The sequence below is a fragment of the Paracoccus caeni genome, assembly GCF_016629665.1.
GTDB classification, from domain to species: domain Bacteria; phylum Pseudomonadota; class Alphaproteobacteria; order Rhodobacterales; family Rhodobacteraceae; genus Paracoccus; species Paracoccus caeni.
Genome location: NZ_JAEPRQ010000001.1, coordinates 524,953 through 540,734, shown reverse-complemented (window position 1 = coordinate 540,734; position 15,782 = coordinate 524,953). Strand labels below are relative to the sequence as shown.

At 64.4% G+C, this 15,782-nt stretch carries 16 protein-coding genes; 11 read left to right on the top strand and 5 right to left on the bottom strand.

What is annotated here, in order from left to right:
* The first annotated feature begins 13 nt into the window (after positions 1-13).
* Entirely contained in the window at positions 14-1,906 is a 1,893-nt protein-coding gene (gene ftsH, locus JJJ17_RS02505) for an ATP-dependent zinc metalloprotease FtsH (RefSeq protein WP_200683527.1), read from the top strand.
* Between the two features lie 253 nt (positions 1,907-2,159).
* Here the strand turns inward: ftsH and JJJ17_RS02500 are convergent, their stop codons facing one another.
* Complete coding sequence (locus tag JJJ17_RS02500; RefSeq protein WP_200683525.1) at positions 2,160-2,588, bottom strand: organic hydroperoxide resistance protein; 429 nt, start codon at positions 2,586-2,588, stop codon at positions 2,160-2,162.
* Between the two features lie 104 nt (positions 2,589-2,692).
* Here JJJ17_RS02500 and JJJ17_RS02495 point away from each other — a divergent pair, with 104 nt between their 5' ends.
* From JJJ17_RS02495 to folD, 3 genes are read left to right on the top strand one after another with little or no spacing between them, the layout of a single operon-like run.
* Complete coding sequence (locus JJJ17_RS02495; RefSeq protein WP_200683523.1) at positions 2,693-3,133, top strand: MarR family winged helix-turn-helix transcriptional regulator; 441 nt, start codon at positions 2,693-2,695, stop codon at positions 3,131-3,133.
* Between the two features lie 55 nt (positions 3,134-3,188).
* Entirely contained in the window at positions 3,189-3,491 is a 303-nt protein-coding gene (locus JJJ17_RS02490; RefSeq protein WP_200683521.1) for a chorismate mutase, read from the top strand.
* Positions 3,488-4,363 carry a bifunctional methylenetetrahydrofolate dehydrogenase/methenyltetrahydrofolate cyclohydrolase FolD gene (gene folD, locus JJJ17_RS02485; RefSeq protein ID WP_200683519.1) on the top strand — a complete coding sequence of 292 codons (876 nt, stop codon included), beginning with the start codon at positions 3,488-3,490 and terminating at the stop codon, positions 4,361-4,363. The genes JJJ17_RS02490 and folD overlap by 4 nt, the downstream gene beginning before the upstream one ends.
* A gap of 39 nt (positions 4,364-4,402) precedes the next feature.
* Here folD and hrpB read toward each other — a convergent pair whose 3' ends face one another.
* A complete protein-coding gene (hrpB, locus tag JJJ17_RS02480; protein ID WP_200683517.1) occupies positions 4,403-6,820 on the bottom strand; it encodes an ATP-dependent helicase HrpB in 2,418 nt (805 codons plus the stop codon).
* Positions 6,821-6,882: 62 nt separating this feature from the next.
* Positions 6,883-8,085, bottom strand: a complete 1,203-nt coding sequence (locus tag JJJ17_RS02475; protein ID WP_234463844.1) for an alpha-hydroxy acid oxidase — start codon at positions 8,083-8,085, stop codon at positions 6,883-6,885.
* Between the two features lie 168 nt (positions 8,086-8,253).
* Here JJJ17_RS02475 and osmF point away from each other — a divergent pair, with 168 nt between their 5' ends.
* From osmF to JJJ17_RS02455, 4 genes are read left to right on the top strand one after another with little or no spacing between them, the layout of a single operon-like run.
* A complete protein-coding gene (osmF, locus tag JJJ17_RS02470) occupies positions 8,254-9,165 on the top strand; it encodes a glycine betaine ABC transporter substrate-binding protein OsmF (protein WP_200683515.1) in 912 nt (303 codons plus the stop codon).
* Positions 9,166-9,170: 5 nt separating this feature from the next.
* On the top strand, positions 9,171-10,340 hold the full coding sequence (locus JJJ17_RS02465) for an ABC transporter permease (RefSeq protein WP_325168751.1): 1,170 nt from the start codon (positions 9,171-9,173) through the stop codon (positions 10,338-10,340).
* Entirely contained in the window at positions 10,337-11,275 is a 939-nt protein-coding gene (locus JJJ17_RS02460) for an ABC transporter ATP-binding protein (protein ID WP_200683513.1), read from the top strand. The genes JJJ17_RS02465 and JJJ17_RS02460 overlap by 4 nt, the downstream gene beginning before the upstream one ends.
* The gene (locus tag JJJ17_RS02455; RefSeq protein ID WP_200683511.1) at positions 11,272-12,006 is read left to right on the top strand and encodes an ABC transporter permease; all 735 of its coding nucleotides are present in this window, start codon (positions 11,272-11,274) and stop codon (positions 12,004-12,006) included. Before JJJ17_RS02460 ends, JJJ17_RS02455 begins: the two co-directional genes overlap by 4 nt.
* Here the strand turns inward: JJJ17_RS02455 and JJJ17_RS02450 are convergent.
* Positions 12,003-12,188, bottom strand: coding sequence for a hypothetical protein (locus tag JJJ17_RS02450; protein ID WP_200683509.1), 186 nt, complete (start codon positions 12,186-12,188; stop codon positions 12,003-12,005). The genes JJJ17_RS02455 and JJJ17_RS02450 overlap by 4 nt on opposite strands.
* A 25-nt stretch (positions 12,189-12,213) precedes the next feature.
* Positions 12,214-13,113, bottom strand: coding sequence for a LysR family transcriptional regulator (locus JJJ17_RS02445; RefSeq protein WP_200683507.1), 900 nt, complete (start codon positions 13,111-13,113; stop codon positions 12,214-12,216).
* Between the two features lie 122 nt (positions 13,114-13,235).
* Between JJJ17_RS02445 and JJJ17_RS02440 the strand changes: the two genes are divergently transcribed.
* The 3 genes from JJJ17_RS02440 to JJJ17_RS02430 all read left to right on the top strand — a co-directional run bounded on the left by JJJ17_RS02440 (position 13,236) and on the right by JJJ17_RS02430 (position 15,693).
* Entirely contained in the window at positions 13,236-14,177 is a 942-nt protein-coding gene (locus tag JJJ17_RS02440; RefSeq protein ID WP_200683505.1) for a ring-cleaving dioxygenase, read from the top strand.
* Positions 14,178-14,238: 61 nt separating this feature from the next.
* Positions 14,239-14,781 (top strand): NADPH-dependent FMN reductase, encoded by a 543-nt coding sequence (locus tag JJJ17_RS02435; RefSeq protein ID WP_200683503.1) that lies wholly within the window; start codon positions 14,239-14,241, stop codon positions 14,779-14,781.
* A 9-nt stretch (positions 14,782-14,790) separates the two neighbouring features.
* Positions 14,791-15,693, top strand: coding sequence for a LysR family transcriptional regulator (locus JJJ17_RS02430; protein WP_200683501.1), 903 nt, complete (start codon positions 14,791-14,793; stop codon positions 15,691-15,693).
* Positions 15,694-15,782: the final 89 nt, after the last annotated feature.

The following is a 15,782-nucleotide window of genomic DNA, read 5'->3' as shown; positions in this document are numbered from 1 at the left end:
GAGGAGTCCCGTTTTGGGCAATGCACGTAACCTGGCCTTCTGGGTCGTTCTGTTCCTGATGATCCTTGCGCTGTTCAATCTGTTCAGCGACGGAGCGTCTTCGATGAACAGCCGCCAGATCACCTATTCGGATTTCATCGAACGGGTGGACAACGATCAGATCTCGGCGGTCACCATCGATGGCGAGGATCTGATCGTCACCGGCACCGACGGCAATCAATATCACACCGTCCGCCCGCAGGGCGAAGAGATCGCCGACCGGCTGATCTCCAAAGACGTGCAGGTGAAGGTCGAGAAGCAACAGCAATCCGGCCTGATGTCGATGCTGGGCGTCTGGCTGCCCTTCATCCTGCTGATCGGCGTCTGGATTTTCTTCATGAACCGGATGCAGGGCGGCGGCAAAGGCGGCGCGATGGGCTTTGGCAAATCGCGGGCCAAGCTGCTGACCGAAAAGCATGGTCGGGTGACCTTTGACGACGTGGCCGGGATCGACGAGGCTAAGGAAGAATTGGAAGAGATCGTTGAATTCCTGCGCAACCCGCAGAAGTTTAGCCGTCTGGGCGGCAAGATCCCGAAAGGCGCGCTGCTGGTCGGCCCTCCGGGCACTGGTAAGACCCTGCTGGCCCGTGCCATCGCGGGTGAGGCTGGCGTGCCGTTCTTCACCATCTCGGGCTCGGATTTCGTTGAGATGTTCGTGGGTGTCGGCGCCAGCCGCGTCCGGGACATGTTCGAACAGGCGAAGAAATCGGCGCCCTGTATCCTCTTCATCGATGAAATCGACGCCGTTGGCCGCGCCCGTGGCGTTGGTATTGGCGGCGGCAATGACGAGCGAGAGCAGACCCTGAACCAGCTTCTGGTCGAGATGGACGGTTTCGAGGCCAACGAAGGCATCATCATCGTCGCCGCGACCAACCGCAAGGACGTGCTGGACCCAGCGCTGCTGCGCCCCGGTCGCTTCGACCGTCAGATCCATGTGCCGAACCCCGACATCAAGGGCCGCGAGAAAATTTTGGGCGTCCATGCCCGCAAGGTTCCGGTCGGTCCCGATGTCGATCTGCGGATCATCGCACGCGGTACGCCGGGCTTTTCCGGTGCCGACCTGATGAACCTCGTGAACGAGGCGGCGCTGATGGCGGCCCGTATCGGTCGCCGTTTCGTCAGCATGGAAGATTTCGAGAATGCCAAGGACAAGGTGATGCTGGGCGTTGAGCGTCGCAGCCTTGTCCTAACGCCCGAGCAGAAGGAAAAGACCGCCTATCACGAGGCCGGTCACGCCGTCGTCGGGCTGTCGCTGCCGAAATGCGATCCGGTCTATAAGGCAACGATCATCCCGCGCGGCGGTGCGCTTGGCATGGTGGTCAGCCTGCCGGAAATGGACCGGCTGAATTACCACAAGGACGAAGCCAAGCAGAAGATCGCCATGACCATGGCCGGTAAGGCCGCCGAGATCATCAAATATGGTGAAGAAGGCGTCTCGAACGGCCCGGCGGGCGACATCATGCAGGCCAGCCAATTGGCGCGCGCCATGGTGATGCGTTGGGGCATGTCCGACAAGGTTGGCGCCGTCGATTACGCCGAGGCGCATGAGGGGTATTCGGGCAGCACCGGCGGCTTCTCGGTTTCGGCGGCGACGAAAGAGCTGATCGAGCAGGAAGTTCGCGACCTGATCGAGGAAGGCTATCAGGAAGCCCGCCGCATCCTGATCGAGAAGAACGAAGAGTTCGAACGTCTGGCGCAGGGCCTGTTGGAATACGAGACGCTGACCGGCGAGGAAATCGGCAAGATCCTTCGCGGCGAGGCGCTTGGCGGCGATGACGACACGCCGGGCAGCGTGATCCCGTCGGTCACCGCGATCCCGAAAGCCGGGAAAACCAGTTCGCAAGGCGGCGACCCCGCCCCCGCGTGATTTGACTGTAGAAAGCAAAAACCCCCGGTCTAGGCCGGGGGTTTTTCTTTGCCCGCCATTCAGAGCAGAGGGCATTGCCCGACCGCGGGTGGGCACTGCAACGATCATTCTAAGCGCTTTATGGTGCCGCCCCGCCGAACATCTCTGTTACGCGCAGCCTCACCAAAGTGCCCGCCCGTCCGGGCGGTCGGGCACTGCCCGGCGTCGCCCAAGGGCGACGTGAATCCGGGCGGGCGCCTGTCTGCACCGTCTCTCAGGCCAGTTCAGGCGTGATATTCAGCGAGCCGCGCGTGGCATGCGAATAGGGGCAAACTAGATGCGCGCCGGCGATCAGGTCTTCGGCCACGTCACGTTCCACACCCGGCAGGCTTACCCGGATCGAGACATCCAGCCCGAAGCCGGTATCCTCGCGCGGACCAATGCCGACGCTGACCTGCACCTGAGCATCATCCGGCACCTTCACCTTTTTCGAGCCTGCATAGAACCGCAGCGCGCCCATGAAACAGGCGGCATAGCCGGTGGCGAACAGTTTCTCGGGGTTGGCACCGTCGCCGCCCGGCCCGCCCAGTTCCTTCGGAACGGTCAGGTCAAAGGCAAGAGTGCCGTCATCGGTGCCGGTATGGCCGTCGCGGCCCCCGCCTGTCGCGGTGGCGCTGGTGCGGTAAAGAACCTTGGTCGGCATGGCATTTCCTTTCATCGCTTACGATTAGATCGTGTGATAATTAATTTGATGAGGTCGATTCGTCAACCCTTGCGATTAAATCGCGCGCAATCTATTTTGGCAGCATGGAACAGAACCCCACATTATCGTCGCTGCTGTGCTTTGACATCTATTCGGCCAATCTGGCGTTCGGGCGGCTTTACAAACCGCTGCTGGACCCGCTTGGCCTGACCTATCCGCAATATCTGGCGCTGGTTCTGCTTTGGGAACGCGACGGGCAAAGCGTCAGCGAGATCGGCGGCAGTCTGGGTCTGGAATCCAGCACGCTGACGCCCCTGCTGAAGCGGCTTGAAACTGCCGGGCTGCTGCGCCGCCTGCGCGACAATGAGGATGAGCGGCGGGTGCGGATCTTTCTGACCGATCAGGGCCGGGACTTGCAGACCAAAGCCGCGGGTGTGGCCGAATGTGTGGCAAAGGCCACCGGGCTTGGCGCGGATGAGGCGGTGGCGATGCAGACCGCGCTGATCCGGCTGCGCAGCGCCTTGGAAACCGCGCAGACCAGTTGAGCCCTTGCGCGGCGGCGCTTCCCGGTGCATCCCCCTGTCCGAAAGGTAGGCTGCGATGACCCGGACCGAAGACATCCACGACATGACGACCTTGCGCGCCCATATCGACGCGCTTGACCAGAAGGTAATCACCCTGCTGGCGGAACGCAGCACGCTGATCGCGCGGGCGGCGCAGATCAAGTCCAATATCGGCCTGCCCGCCCGGATCGAGGATCGCGTCGAAGAAGTTGTCGCAAATGCGGGCAGCCATGCCGCATCGCTTGGGCTGGACCGGGCGCTGATCGAGAATATCTGGCGGCAACTGGTCGAAGCCGCCATCGCGCAGGAAGACCGCCATCTGAAGGGAGATCGCCCATGACAGCCCATATCATCGACGGCAAGGCTTTCGCCGCCAACCTGCGCAGCCGGATCGCAACCCAGGTCTCGGCGCTGAAGGAACGCGGCATCACCCCCGGCCTGGCCGTGGTGCTGGTGGGCGAGGATCCGGCCAGTCAGGTCTATGTCCGCTCGAAGGGCAAGATGACCGTCGAGGTCGGGATGAATTCATGGCAGCACAAACTGCCCGCCGATACGCCCGAGGCCGATCTGCTGGCGCTGATCGATACGCTGAACAATGACCCGGCGGTGAACGGCATTCTGGTGCAGCTTCCCCTGCCCGGCCATATGGACGAATCCGCGGTGATCAACAGTATCGCGCCGGAAAAGGACGTGGATGGCTTCACCCTTCTGAACGTGGGCCTGCTGGCGACCGGGCAGAAGGCGATGGTGCCCTGCACGCCGCTGGGCTGTCTGATGATGCTGCGCGACCATCTGGGCAGCCTGTCGGGCAAGCGCGCGGTGGTGATCGGTCGATCGAACATCGTCGGCAAGCCGATGGCGCAACTGCTGCTGCGCGACAGTGCCACGGTGACCATCGCCCATTCGCGCACCACCGATCTTGAGGCGATCTGCCGCGAGGCTGATATTCTGGTCGCAGCCGTCGGTCGGGCGCATTTCGTCAAGGCCGACTGGATCAAGCCCGGCGCGACGGTGATCGATGTCGGCATCAACCGCACCGATGACGGTTTGGTGGGCGACGTGGATTACGCCGAGGCCGTCAAGGTCGCAGGCGCGATCACCCCGGTTCCCGGCGGCGTCGGCCCGATGACCATCGCCTGCCTGCTGGCCAATACGCTGACAGCAACAGCCCGTGCCAACGGCCTGCCCGATCCCGAGGGATTGACGCCCTAGGCAGGCCTTGCCTTTCGGTATTTGGACAACGAAGAAGCCTTAGGTCCCGCGCGGTTTGGCGCGGGTCGTGGGGTCCGCCTCGGTCGGGTCTTCGGGCCAGGGGTGGCGCGGATAGCGGCCGCGCATGTCTTTTCTGACATCGGCATAGGATGACGCCCAGAACCCCGGCAGATCGGTCGTCACCTGCACCGGCTTGCCACCCGGAGACAGCAGGCTGATCCGTAGCGGAGTGTTGCCCACGGTCGGGTGGCGGGTGACGCCGAAAAGTTCTTGCAGGCGCAGTTCGATCGACGGGGTTTCATGGTCGTAATCGATCGGCACCTTACGGCCCAGCGGCGTGGTGAAATGCGCAGGCACCTGTTGGTCCAGCATCTGTTGACCGTTCCAGCCAATCCGGGCTTTCAGCGGTTCGGTCAGGTCCAGTGCGCGCAGATCGGCCAGAGTGCGGATCTTGCCCAGCGACGGCAGCAGCCAATCGGGGTCGGCCAGCAGCGCGGCGTCATCCACCGGCCCAAGCGCGGGGACCAGCGCGATGCGGGCCCGCAATCGGGCGGCGGCTTTGGTCCATGGCAGGCCGTCAAGCCGCAGACCGTCCAGCGCCGCCTGTGCCACCGCTTCCTCTGGCGCCTCCGTCCATGCTCGGTCGGTCATGACCAGCGCGCCAAGCCGTTCCTGCTGGCGGGCCAGAACGCGCCCATCGCGGCGCGACCATTCGCAAAGAGTAACGCGAGCGATCTCATCCGCGTAGAGGCTGCGCAAATCCGCCTCGTCCAGCGGCGCGGCAAGGCGGATGCGGGCTTCGCGATTATCCCCGTCCAGATCAAGCGCAACCAGCAGGCGCTGACCGGCCATAGGATCGGACGCCTCGATCACCGCGCCCTTGCCGCCCGACAGGACATAGCGCGGATCATCGCCCTTGCGGCGCAGACCGATGCGGTCGGGATAGGCCAGTGCCGCCATTGCACCGACCGGCATCGGCGGCAGGTCGGGGGCCATGCGACGCAGACGGGCGGCATCGTCGCGCAGGCGCTGAATTGCGGCGCGGTTCGCCTCCCAATGATGGCGGGCGGCATAGGCTTTGGGGTCGCGGATCGCCAGAAGACGCGGGGCAAGATCGACCGGCGCCGCCTTGAGCGGATCGCGGTCCGACAACAGCGCGGCCAGATCGGCGGCACCCCTTCCGGCGCGCAGCAGCATATGCCCAAGGCGCGGATGGATCGGCAGCCGGGCCAGCGCCTTGCCGTGATCGGTGATCCGGTTCTGATCGTCCAGCGCATTAAGGCCGCGCAGCAGCGCCCGGGCCTCGGCCAGCGCGCCTTCGGGGGGCGGAGTCAGGAAGGCCAGATCGGACGGGTCTGCCCCCCAGACGGCCAGTTCCATCGCCAGCCCGGCCAGATCGGCTACCGCAATTTCCGGCGGTGCAAAGGCGGGCAAAGCGCCCTCTTCGGCCCGCGCCCACATCCGGTAGCAGATGCCCGGTGCGACCCGCCCGGCCCGACCCCGCCGCTGATCGGCCTCGGCCCGGCTGACCCGTTCGGTCACCAGACGCGACATGCCGCTGCCCGGATCGAACCGCGCGCGGCGGGCGCGACCGGCATCGACCACCACCTTCACCTGCGGGATCGTCAACGAGGTTTCGGCAATCGAGGTCGCCAGCACGATCCGCCTTTGCGCCCCCGGCACCGACAGGGCCGCGCGTTGCGCCTTGGCATCCAGCGCACCGTAAAGCGGCAGGATTTCGCAGCCGGTGCCTTGAAGCTGCCCCATGACGCGGCGGATTTCGCCTTCGCCGGGCAGGAAGGCCAGCAGGGTGCCGCCGGTGTCACGGGTCTCTGCCTCGGCATGGGCGATCAGCCGCGCGGCTTCATCGATCAGGCGGGCACCTGCGGGCAGGGGGCGGTCCAGCCAACGAGTCTCGACCGGGAAGGCGCGACCGTCCGAGCGCAAGATCGGCGCATCATCCAGCAGCGCGGCCACGGGTTCGGCGTCCAGTGTCGCCGACATGACCAGCACGGCCAGATCATCGCGCAGCGCGCCCTTTGCCTCCCAGACCAGCGCCAGCCCCAGATCGGCATTCAGGCTGCGTTCGTGAAATTCGTCGAAGATGACGCAGCCGATATCGTCCAGCGAGGGATCGGATTGGATCATCCGGGTCAGGATACCCTCGGTCACCACCTCAATCCGGCTGCCGGGCACGGATTCACCGCGAATGCGATAGCCGACGCTTTGCCCCACGGGTTCACCAAGGGTCGAGGCCATCCGCTCGGCCGCCGCTCGGGCGGCAAGGCGGCGCGGCTCCAGCATCAGGATGCGGCCCTTGGTCTGATCCATCAGCGCAAGCGGCACCCGCGTCGTCTTGCCAGCCCCCGGAGGGGCGACCAGCACGGCGCGACCCTTGGCGGCCAAGGTGGCGCGCAGGTCGGGAAGGATAGCGTCGATGGGCAGCGTTTCAGGCATCTGCGGCTTATCGCAATGCGTGGGGGGCGAGAAAAGGCGTCTCTTTCGGCCCCGGCATCACGTTACGCCTTCACCATCGAAAGCCCGCGCAAATCCTCGATCCGGTTCACGCCTAGCAGGGCCATATCGCGATCCACCTCTTCGGCCAGCAGCTTCATCGCGTGGCGGACGCCTTCGACCCCGTCGGTCGCCGCCGCATAAAGGAAGGGTCGCCCGACCAGTGTGAAATCCGCGCCAAGCGCCAGGGCCTTCAGCACATCGGTCCCGCGCCGGATACCGCCATCGACGATCACCGCCATATCCGGCACCGCTTCGCGCACCGCAGGCAATGCCCGCAATCCCGAAATCGCACCATCCAACTGTCGCCCGCCATGGTTCGAGACGATCACCCCGTCGCAGCCGCAATCCCGCGCCCGGCGGGCATCGTCGGGATGCAACACGCCTTTGACCAGCAGTTTCCCCGGCCAGCGGGCGCGGATGAAATCCAGATGCGTCCAGCTTAGCCGGTCGCGCGCGATCGTCGAGCGCACCAGATCGCGAGAGAACAGGGGCGGTCCCTGCACCGCCTCCATATTCTCGAAATGCGGCATGCCGCGTGTCCAGATTTCGCGTCCCATTGTGCCCAAGGTCCAGCGCGGATGCGTGATCCCCTGCCAGATCAGTTGCGGCGTGATGCGAAAGGGCGCGTCAAAGCCGTTCTTTGCATTATTCTCGCGGTTCGCGGCCACCGGGACGTCGCCTGTCACGACCAGCTTGTCGAACCCCGCCGTCAGCAGCCGGTCCAGCAATGCACCGATCCGCGTCTCTTCGCCCGGAATGTAGCATTGAAACCAGCCGCCACCGCCCTGTGCCGCCACCCTTTCCAACGGGGTCAGCGATGCGGCAGAGCAGATCGCGAAACTGCCCATCTCGCGCGCCGCCTGTGCCAGCACGACATCGCCGTCATAGGCCGCCAAAGCACTGAACCCCATCGGCGCGATGGCGAAGGGCAGCGCATGATCCTGCCCGAATAATGCCAGCCGCTGCGACCGGCCAGAAACATCGCACAGTATGCGCGGCTGAAACCGTAAGGCGTCGAAATCGGCGCGGTTGGCGCGCAGGCTGAGGTCTTCTTCGCCCCCGCCGCTCACATAGCCAAAGATCGACAGCGGCAAGCGCCGTTTCGCCCGATGCTCGAAATCCTGAAGCGACAGCATCCGGCGAAGGCGGCGCGGCACTTCGACCGGCTTACGCCGCGCAATCGCGACAGAGTTTACATCAGCCATGTTTTCCCTTTGACTCGTGCAGGGCCACTGTCGCGGAGATCCCCACGATCAGACCAAATCTTTCCCGCAAAGATGGCCAAACGTGCAGAGACAGGCAACCAAACGCCGTTTCCTGCGTCATGTAACAGGACGCCGTACCGTCCTGATCTATCCTGACAGGAGCTGACCATGCCCTTCCTGACCCGTATTGCCGTCGCCGCGACCCTGACCTTCGCCGCCATTCCGGCCAATGCGCAGAATATCGTCGTCTCGTCCAAAATCGATACCGAAGGCGGCCTGCTTGGCAATATCATCCTGCTTGCGCTGCAGGATGCCGGCCTGCCGGTCGAGGATCGCCTGCAACTTGGCGCGACCCCGATCCTGCGCGATGCGATCACCACCGGCCAGATCGACATCTATCCCGAATATACCGGCAATGGCGCGTTCTTCTTCAACGAAGCCGACAGCGAGGTCTGGAAGGATGCCGCGGAAGGTTATGCCCGCGTGGCCGAGTTGGACAAGGATCAGAACGATATCATCTGGCTGCAGCCCGCGCCCGCCAACAACACCTGGGCGATTGCGTTGCGCAAGGACGTGACCGATGCGAACAGCCTTGTCACCCTGAGCGATTTCGGCACATGGGTCACCGATGGGGGTGAGGTGAAGCTGGCAGCTTCGACCGAGTTCGTCACCTCGGCAGCCGCCCTGCCCGCGTTTCAGGAAGCCTATGGCTTTACCCTGACCTCGGACCAGCTTGTGCAGCTTTCGGGCGGCGATACGGCGGCGACCATCGCGGCGGCGGCGAACCAGACCTCGGGCGTGAATGCGGCGATGGTCTATGGCACCGATGGCGGCATCGCGCCTGCCGGGCTGGTGGTGCTGGAGGATGACAAGGGCGTGCAGCCCGTCTATGCCCCCGCCCCGATCATCCGCGCCGAAGTGTTGGCCGAGCATCCCGACATCCCCGGCATCCTTGCCCCGATCTTCGAGACGCTGACGCTGGAGACGTTGCAGGAGCTCAACGGTCGCATCCAGATCGGCGGCGAACCGGCCGAGGCCGTGGCGCAGGATTATCTGACCAGCGCGGGCCTGTTGGACTGACGCAGGTGATCCACCGGCAAGATCTGTGCCGCCCCGGCCTTCTGTTCCTTGTGATCGGACTGGCCGGGTTTGCGCTGCCGCTGGTGCAGTTCAAGGCCAACCGCATCGTGCCGGGCGAAGGTCTGCGCCTCTGGGCGGCCTTGCCGGGGGCAATGGGCGCGCTGGTCACGGGGTTCCTGCTGGCGCTGCTGATCGCAGGCTGTTTCCTGCGTTGGCCCCTGTGGCTGCGGCTGGCCGGGGCCTTCGCGGGCGTTGTCACGCTGGTTCTGGCGCTTGGCGCGGCGGCGGACCACCTGACCCCGCCGGATGACAAACTGGCCCGTGTCGCGCCGGGCGGCGGCTTCTGGCTGCTGCTACTGGCGCTTGGCCTGATGTTCGCCGACACCATCAACCGCCTGCGCCCCTCGCTAAGACTGCGTTGGCTGCTGCTGGCTGCGACCCTCGCCATCAGCGCTGCAATCCTTGCCACCGGCACGCTGGACGGCGTCTCGGTCATGCGCGAATACGCCGCCCGCGAGACGCTGTTTCTGCGCGAGGCAGAGCGTCACCTGATCCTCACCTTCGGCTCGCTGGGCCTTGCACTGCTGATCGGCCTGCCGCTGGGCATCGCGCTGTATCAAAGCCGGGCGCTGCGCAATCCGGTCATGGGCGGGCTGAACATCCTGCAAACCATCCCCTCGCTGGCGCTGTTCGGGGTGATGATCCCGCTCTTCGGCTGGATCGCGGCAACCGTTCCCGGCGCAGCCAAGGCAGGGATCGCGGGCATCGGCCTGTTCCCCGCCCTGATCGCCCTTTTCCTTTATGCGCTGCTGCCGGTCGTCTCGAACACGCTGGCTGGCCTCAACTCCGTCAACCCGGCCACGAGAGAGGCTGCCGCCGGACTCGGCATGACCCGGACGCAAATCCTGTGGCAGGTGCTGATCCCGCTGGCGGTGCCGGTGCTGCTGGCGGCGGTTCGGATCGTGCTGGTCCAGAATATCGGCCTTGCGGTCATCGCCGGACTGATCGGCGGCGGCGGCTTTGGCACCTTCGTCTTTCAGGGACTGGCGCAGACGGCGATGGATCTGGTCCTGCTCGGCGCGCTGCCGACCATCGCGCTGGCGCTTGTCGCGGGGATCGCGCTTGACCTTCTGGTCGAGGCCACAAGCAGACATCCGCAAGGAGCCCGCCCATGATCGAGATCCAGAACCTGACCCGCATCTATGGCGATGCCCGCGTGGTCGATGATGTCAGCCTGACCATCCAGAGCCGCGAGATCGTGGTGCTGGTCGGCACCTCAGGCTCTGGCAAGACGACGCTGTTGCGGATGATCAACCGTCTGGTCCAGCCAAGCGCGGGCAAGGTGCTGATTGATGGCGAAGATACCGCGACCATCCCGCCCTATCTGCTGCGCCGCCGGATCGGCTATGCGATTCAGGGCAACGGCCTGTTCCCGCATCGCAGCATCGCCCAGAATATCGCCACGGTTCCGCGCCTTCTGGGGTGGTCGGCAGACGAAATCCGCGCCCGCGTCGATGAACTGCTGACGCTGTTCCAGCTTGACCCGGCCCATTTCCGCGACCGCATGCCGCATGAATTGTCGGGCGGCCAGCAACAACGTGTCGGCGTCGCCCGTGCCTTGGCGGCACGGCCCGACCTGATGCTGATGGACGAACCCTTTGGCGCGCTTGACCCGGTGATCCGCGCCAAGGCCCAGACCGACCTCTTGGAGATCCAGCGCAAGCTGGGCACCACGCTGATCCTCGTTACGCATGATATGGAAGAGGCGATCCGCCTTGGCGACCGCATCGCCGTCATGGACAAGGGCAAGCTGCTGCAATACGCGACGCCCGCCGAAATCCTGTCCTGTCCCGCCACGCCCTTCGTCGAAGATCTGATCGGCACTGACGAACGCCCGCTGCGCCTGCTGTCGCTGGAAACCGTCGCCAGCATCGCGACCGAGGGTCAGGCGACCGGCACCCCGATCCCCGCCACGGCCAGCCTGCGCGACGCGCTTGCCGAATGCCTGTGGAGCGGGCGCGACGCCCTGCCCGTCACCGGCGGCGGCATCGTCACACTGGACGCTCTGCGCCGCCGCGCCGGACCACAGGACCGGACCACCCTGTCATGACCGGACGGATTGCCCTGCTTGCGCTGACCGTTTTCCTGCTGGCCTTTCTGATCAGCCCGCAAACCTTCGCGCCGCTGTTCCAGCCCTTCACCAAAAACGACGCCCCGGCGATCTATGTGCAATCCAGCCTGCTTTCGCTGACATTGTCGCATCTTACGCTGGTCGCGCTAGCGGTCGCGGCATCGACGCTGGTGGCGGTGACGCTGGCGATCCTTGTCACCCGGCAATCGGGCCGCGAATTCCTGCCGCTTGCCCGCACCATTACCTCGGTCGGGCAAACCTTCCCGCCGGTCGCGGTGCTGGCCCTCGCGGTGCCGGTTCTGGGCTTCGGCGCTGGCCCCACGCTGATCGCGCTGTTCCTTTACGGGCTGCTTCCGGTCTTTGAAAACGCCCTTGCCGGTCTGACCCGCCAATCCCCGCAGGTGACCGAGGCCGCGCTTGGCAGCGGCATGACCGCATCGCAACGGCTGTGGCAGGTAGAGCTGCCGCTGGCCCTGCCGATCCTGCTGGCGGGAATGCGGCTGACGGCGGTGATCTCACTGGGCACGGCCACCATTGGCTCCACCGTCGCGGCCAATACGCTGGGCGAGGTGATCATCGCCGGTCTGATCTCATCCAATACCGCCTATGTCCTGCAAGGCGGCATGATCGTCGGCATCATCGCGGTACTGATCCATTACGGCTTCCAGCACCTCGAACAGATCGTCGCCCGCCGCCGCGGTCAGGGTTAAGCGTCAGGCTTGCGCTTGATGAACAGCTCTATCGCCAGATAAACACCGGCGCCGCCGAACAGGATCGCCCAGAACGGGTTGTCGTTATACAGTTCCACCGCCGCCCAGATCAGCGGCAGGACCACGCACAACACCCGCACCCAGAGATGCCGGAAAAATGGTGCATTCGGATCGACCAGCATCACCCGGACCTCGCTTCTTCGTTGCTTAAATACCGATCTTCCACGACGGCACCCCTGAGAACGCCGCCGCCACATGGTCAATGAACAGCCGCGTCTTTTTTGGCAAGGGCCGGATCGGCGGCCAGACAACATTGATCGGCAGGGGCGCCTGAACCAGATCGGGCAGGACATGCACCAGATCGCCGCGGCGCAATGCCTCGTGGGTCAGAAACATCGGCAACAGCGCCAACCCAAGCCCGCCAATCGCCATGTCCCGCATCGCTTCGCCATTATTCGCGGTCATCCGCCCGACAGGAGGCGGCTCGACCCCGTCAAAGGGCCAGATATCGCCCAGCCGCATGTTCAGATAGCTGATGGCGCGATGCCCAGCCAAATCCTCGGGGCGGGTGATCGCGCCGTGCATGGCAAGATAATCAGGACTGGCGACCAGCGCCTGCAAATCCTCGCAGATCCGGCGGGCCATCAGCGTGCTGTCCTTCATCAGCCCGACGCGCACACCGACGTCAAAGCCCATCCGCGCCAGATCGGTCAGTTGATCGTCGTAATCCAGCACGATCTCCAGCCGGGGATGGGCGCGGGCGAAACCGGCGATGACCGGGCCAAGAAAACGAATCCCGAAACTCATCGGCGCGGCAATGGCCAGACGACCGCGCAGTTCGGTCTCTTGCCCGGTGACGCTTTCGGTGGCGGCGATCAGTTCGGCGAGCGCCGGGCGCAACCGCTCGGCCAGTTCGGTGGCACTGTCGGTGGGCGTGATCCGGCCCGCATGACGGGTGAACAGGGGCACGCCCAGATTGGCCTCGAAATCGCTGATCCGCTTGCTGACCACCGATTTCGACAGATCGGCCCGCGCTGCAGCGCCCGAGATGCTGCCCGCTTCCAGAACCGCCAGAAAGGTTTCGATATCGTTGATTGTCCAATTCATGCGTGAACCATAACCGACCCTCAGCCGTTCGCAATATAAGAACGCCGCGTTGCCACCCCGCCACCTCGCCCGAACGCAGAACCCGGTCCATATTGGTCCCAAGCCAAGAAAGGAGCCTGAACATGCAGCTCACCGGAATTCACCACCTGACGGCCATCACCGCAGATGCGCCCGCCAATAACCGCTTCTATACCGAAACCCTCGGCCTGCGCCGGGTGAAGAAGACCGTGAACCAGGACGATACGTCGGCCTATCACCTGTTCTTCGCCGATGGCGCCGGATCGCCCGGATCGGATCTGACCTTCTTCGACTGGCCTGTCGGGCGCGAACGCCGCGGCACCCATTCGATCAACCGCACCGGCTTGCGGGTGCCCGAAGGCAGCCTTGAATACTGGGCCAAACGCCTGACCGATCTGGGCGTCACCAATGGCGGCGTCATCACGCTGGACGGTCGCACCTCGCTGGATGTCGAAGATTTCGAAGGCCAGCGCCTGCGCCTTGTCGAAGCCCCGCAACCTGCCGGGCAGCCCTGGGATCAAAGCGATGTCCCGGTCCAGCATCAGATTCAGGGCCTTGGTCCGATCTCGATCTCGGTGCCGGAACTTGCCCCGACCGAGGCCGTGCTGACCCAAGTGATGAACATGCAGAAGGTCCGCGAATATCCCAGCCCGGATGGTGAAGGCGTGGTTCACGTCTATCAGATGGGCGATGGCGGTGCGGCTGCCGAACTGCATGTCGCGGTCCAGCCCGGATTGCCGGTCGCACGTCAGGGCGCAGGTGCCGTTCACCACGTCGCCTTCCGGGTGCCTGATAAAGCCGCGCTGACCGAATGGACCAAGCGCGTCGGACAGTTCCGCGTCCCGAATTCGGGTGAAGTCGAGCGTTACTACTTCCGCTCCCTTTACTTCCGCGAACCGGGTGGCAATCTGTTCGAACTGGCGACCGACGGTCCCGGCTTCGATGTGGACGAACCGCGTGAGACGATGGGTGAGGGTCTTTCCCTGCCGCCCTTCCTCGAACCCAAGCGCGCCCAGATCGAGGCAGGTCTGAAACCGCTGGACTAAGCAATGAACACAGGCCGGGGGCTGAACGCCCCCGGTCCCATGTCAGGAGCACGTATCAAGTATGACGACAATTCTGGGCATCAGCGGCAGCCTTCGCCGGGCATCCTTCAACACTGGCCTGCTGCGCGCGGCGAAAGAAGTGGCGCCGGAAGGCACCGAGATCGTCATCGGCTCGATCGCCGACGTGCCGCTGTATAATGGCGATGTCGAGGCTGCAGACGGCATTCCCGCCGCTGTCGAGACCCTGAAACGTCAGTTGTCCGAGGCTGACGGACTGCTGATCGTCACCCCCGAATACAATAACGGCATGCCCGGCGTGTTGAAGAACACGATCGACTGGCTTTCGCGCAAGGACGGGCTGGCGCTGTTCGCCGGCAAGCCTGTCGCCGTCATCGGTGCCTCGCCCGGCAATTTCGGCACGGTGCTGGCGCAGGAGCACTGGCTTCAGGTCTTGCGCACGCTGAAGACGAAGCATTGGACCGAGGGGCGGCTGATGGTCTCTGGCGCGGGCAAACTGTTCGATGCGGACGGCAATCTGACCGATGACCGCACGCGCCAGAAGTTGACGGATTTCATGGCGGGCTTCGCAGCCAGCCTTGGCTGATCCAGTCGGATGGACCGTCTCGACGCCGACCGGATGTTTGTGCAGGTGGTGCGGCTTGGCAGCTTCTCTGCCGCCGCCAAAAACCTTGGCACCTCGCCCGGTCAGGCGTCGAAGCTGGTCTCGAAGCTGGAAGAACATCTGCGGATCCGGCTGCTGAACCGGACGACGCGGGCGGTGACGCTGACCGTCGATGGCGAGCGTTACTTTACCCGAATCGCGGCGATTCTGGATCAGATGGACGATCTGGACGACGATCTGCGCAGCGCCGGGCAGATGCCGGGCGGGCTGTTGCGAATGACGGCACCGCTGACCTTCGGCACCATGCAGTTGCTCCCCGCCTTGGCGGATTTCGCGAAGATATATCCGGGCATCGGCCTTGATGTGCAATTCACCGACAGCGTGATGAGTTTGGCCGAGCATGGCTATGACGCCGCAATCCGGGTCGGCAATCTGCGCGATTCCTCGCTGCGCGCGACGCGGCTTGGACGAACGCACGTGCAGATGGTCGCCTCGCGCGACTATCTGGCGCGGCGCGGCCCGCCCCGGCAGCCCGCCGATCTGCGACAGCACGACATCATCTGCGACAGCAACTTCCCTCAACCAGACCAGTGGGCGTTCTTCGAGAATGACGAGACGACCATGATCACGGTGAACAGCCGTCTGCACTTCGCCAATGCCGAGGCCTGCATCATCGCCGCCGCCAACGGGCTTGGCATTACGCGCGTGCCGGATTTCGTCTCTGCCGCGGCGGTCAAGTCAGGCAGACTGGTCGCGGTCCTGCCCGAATATCAGCGCGAGGGTTTTGACATCCATGTGCTGACCCCCGCTGGTCGGCATATGCCGTCACGGCTGCGGCTGCTGATCGATTTCCTGCGCAAGCGGTGGGCCAACGGTCCCAACTGGGCAGATTGATTCCTGCGCGGAATAAATAATCTTCCAAATGGACGGATTATCGGCCCAACGGAAATGGATTAGGTCGTTGGTCATCACCAATGAACCAT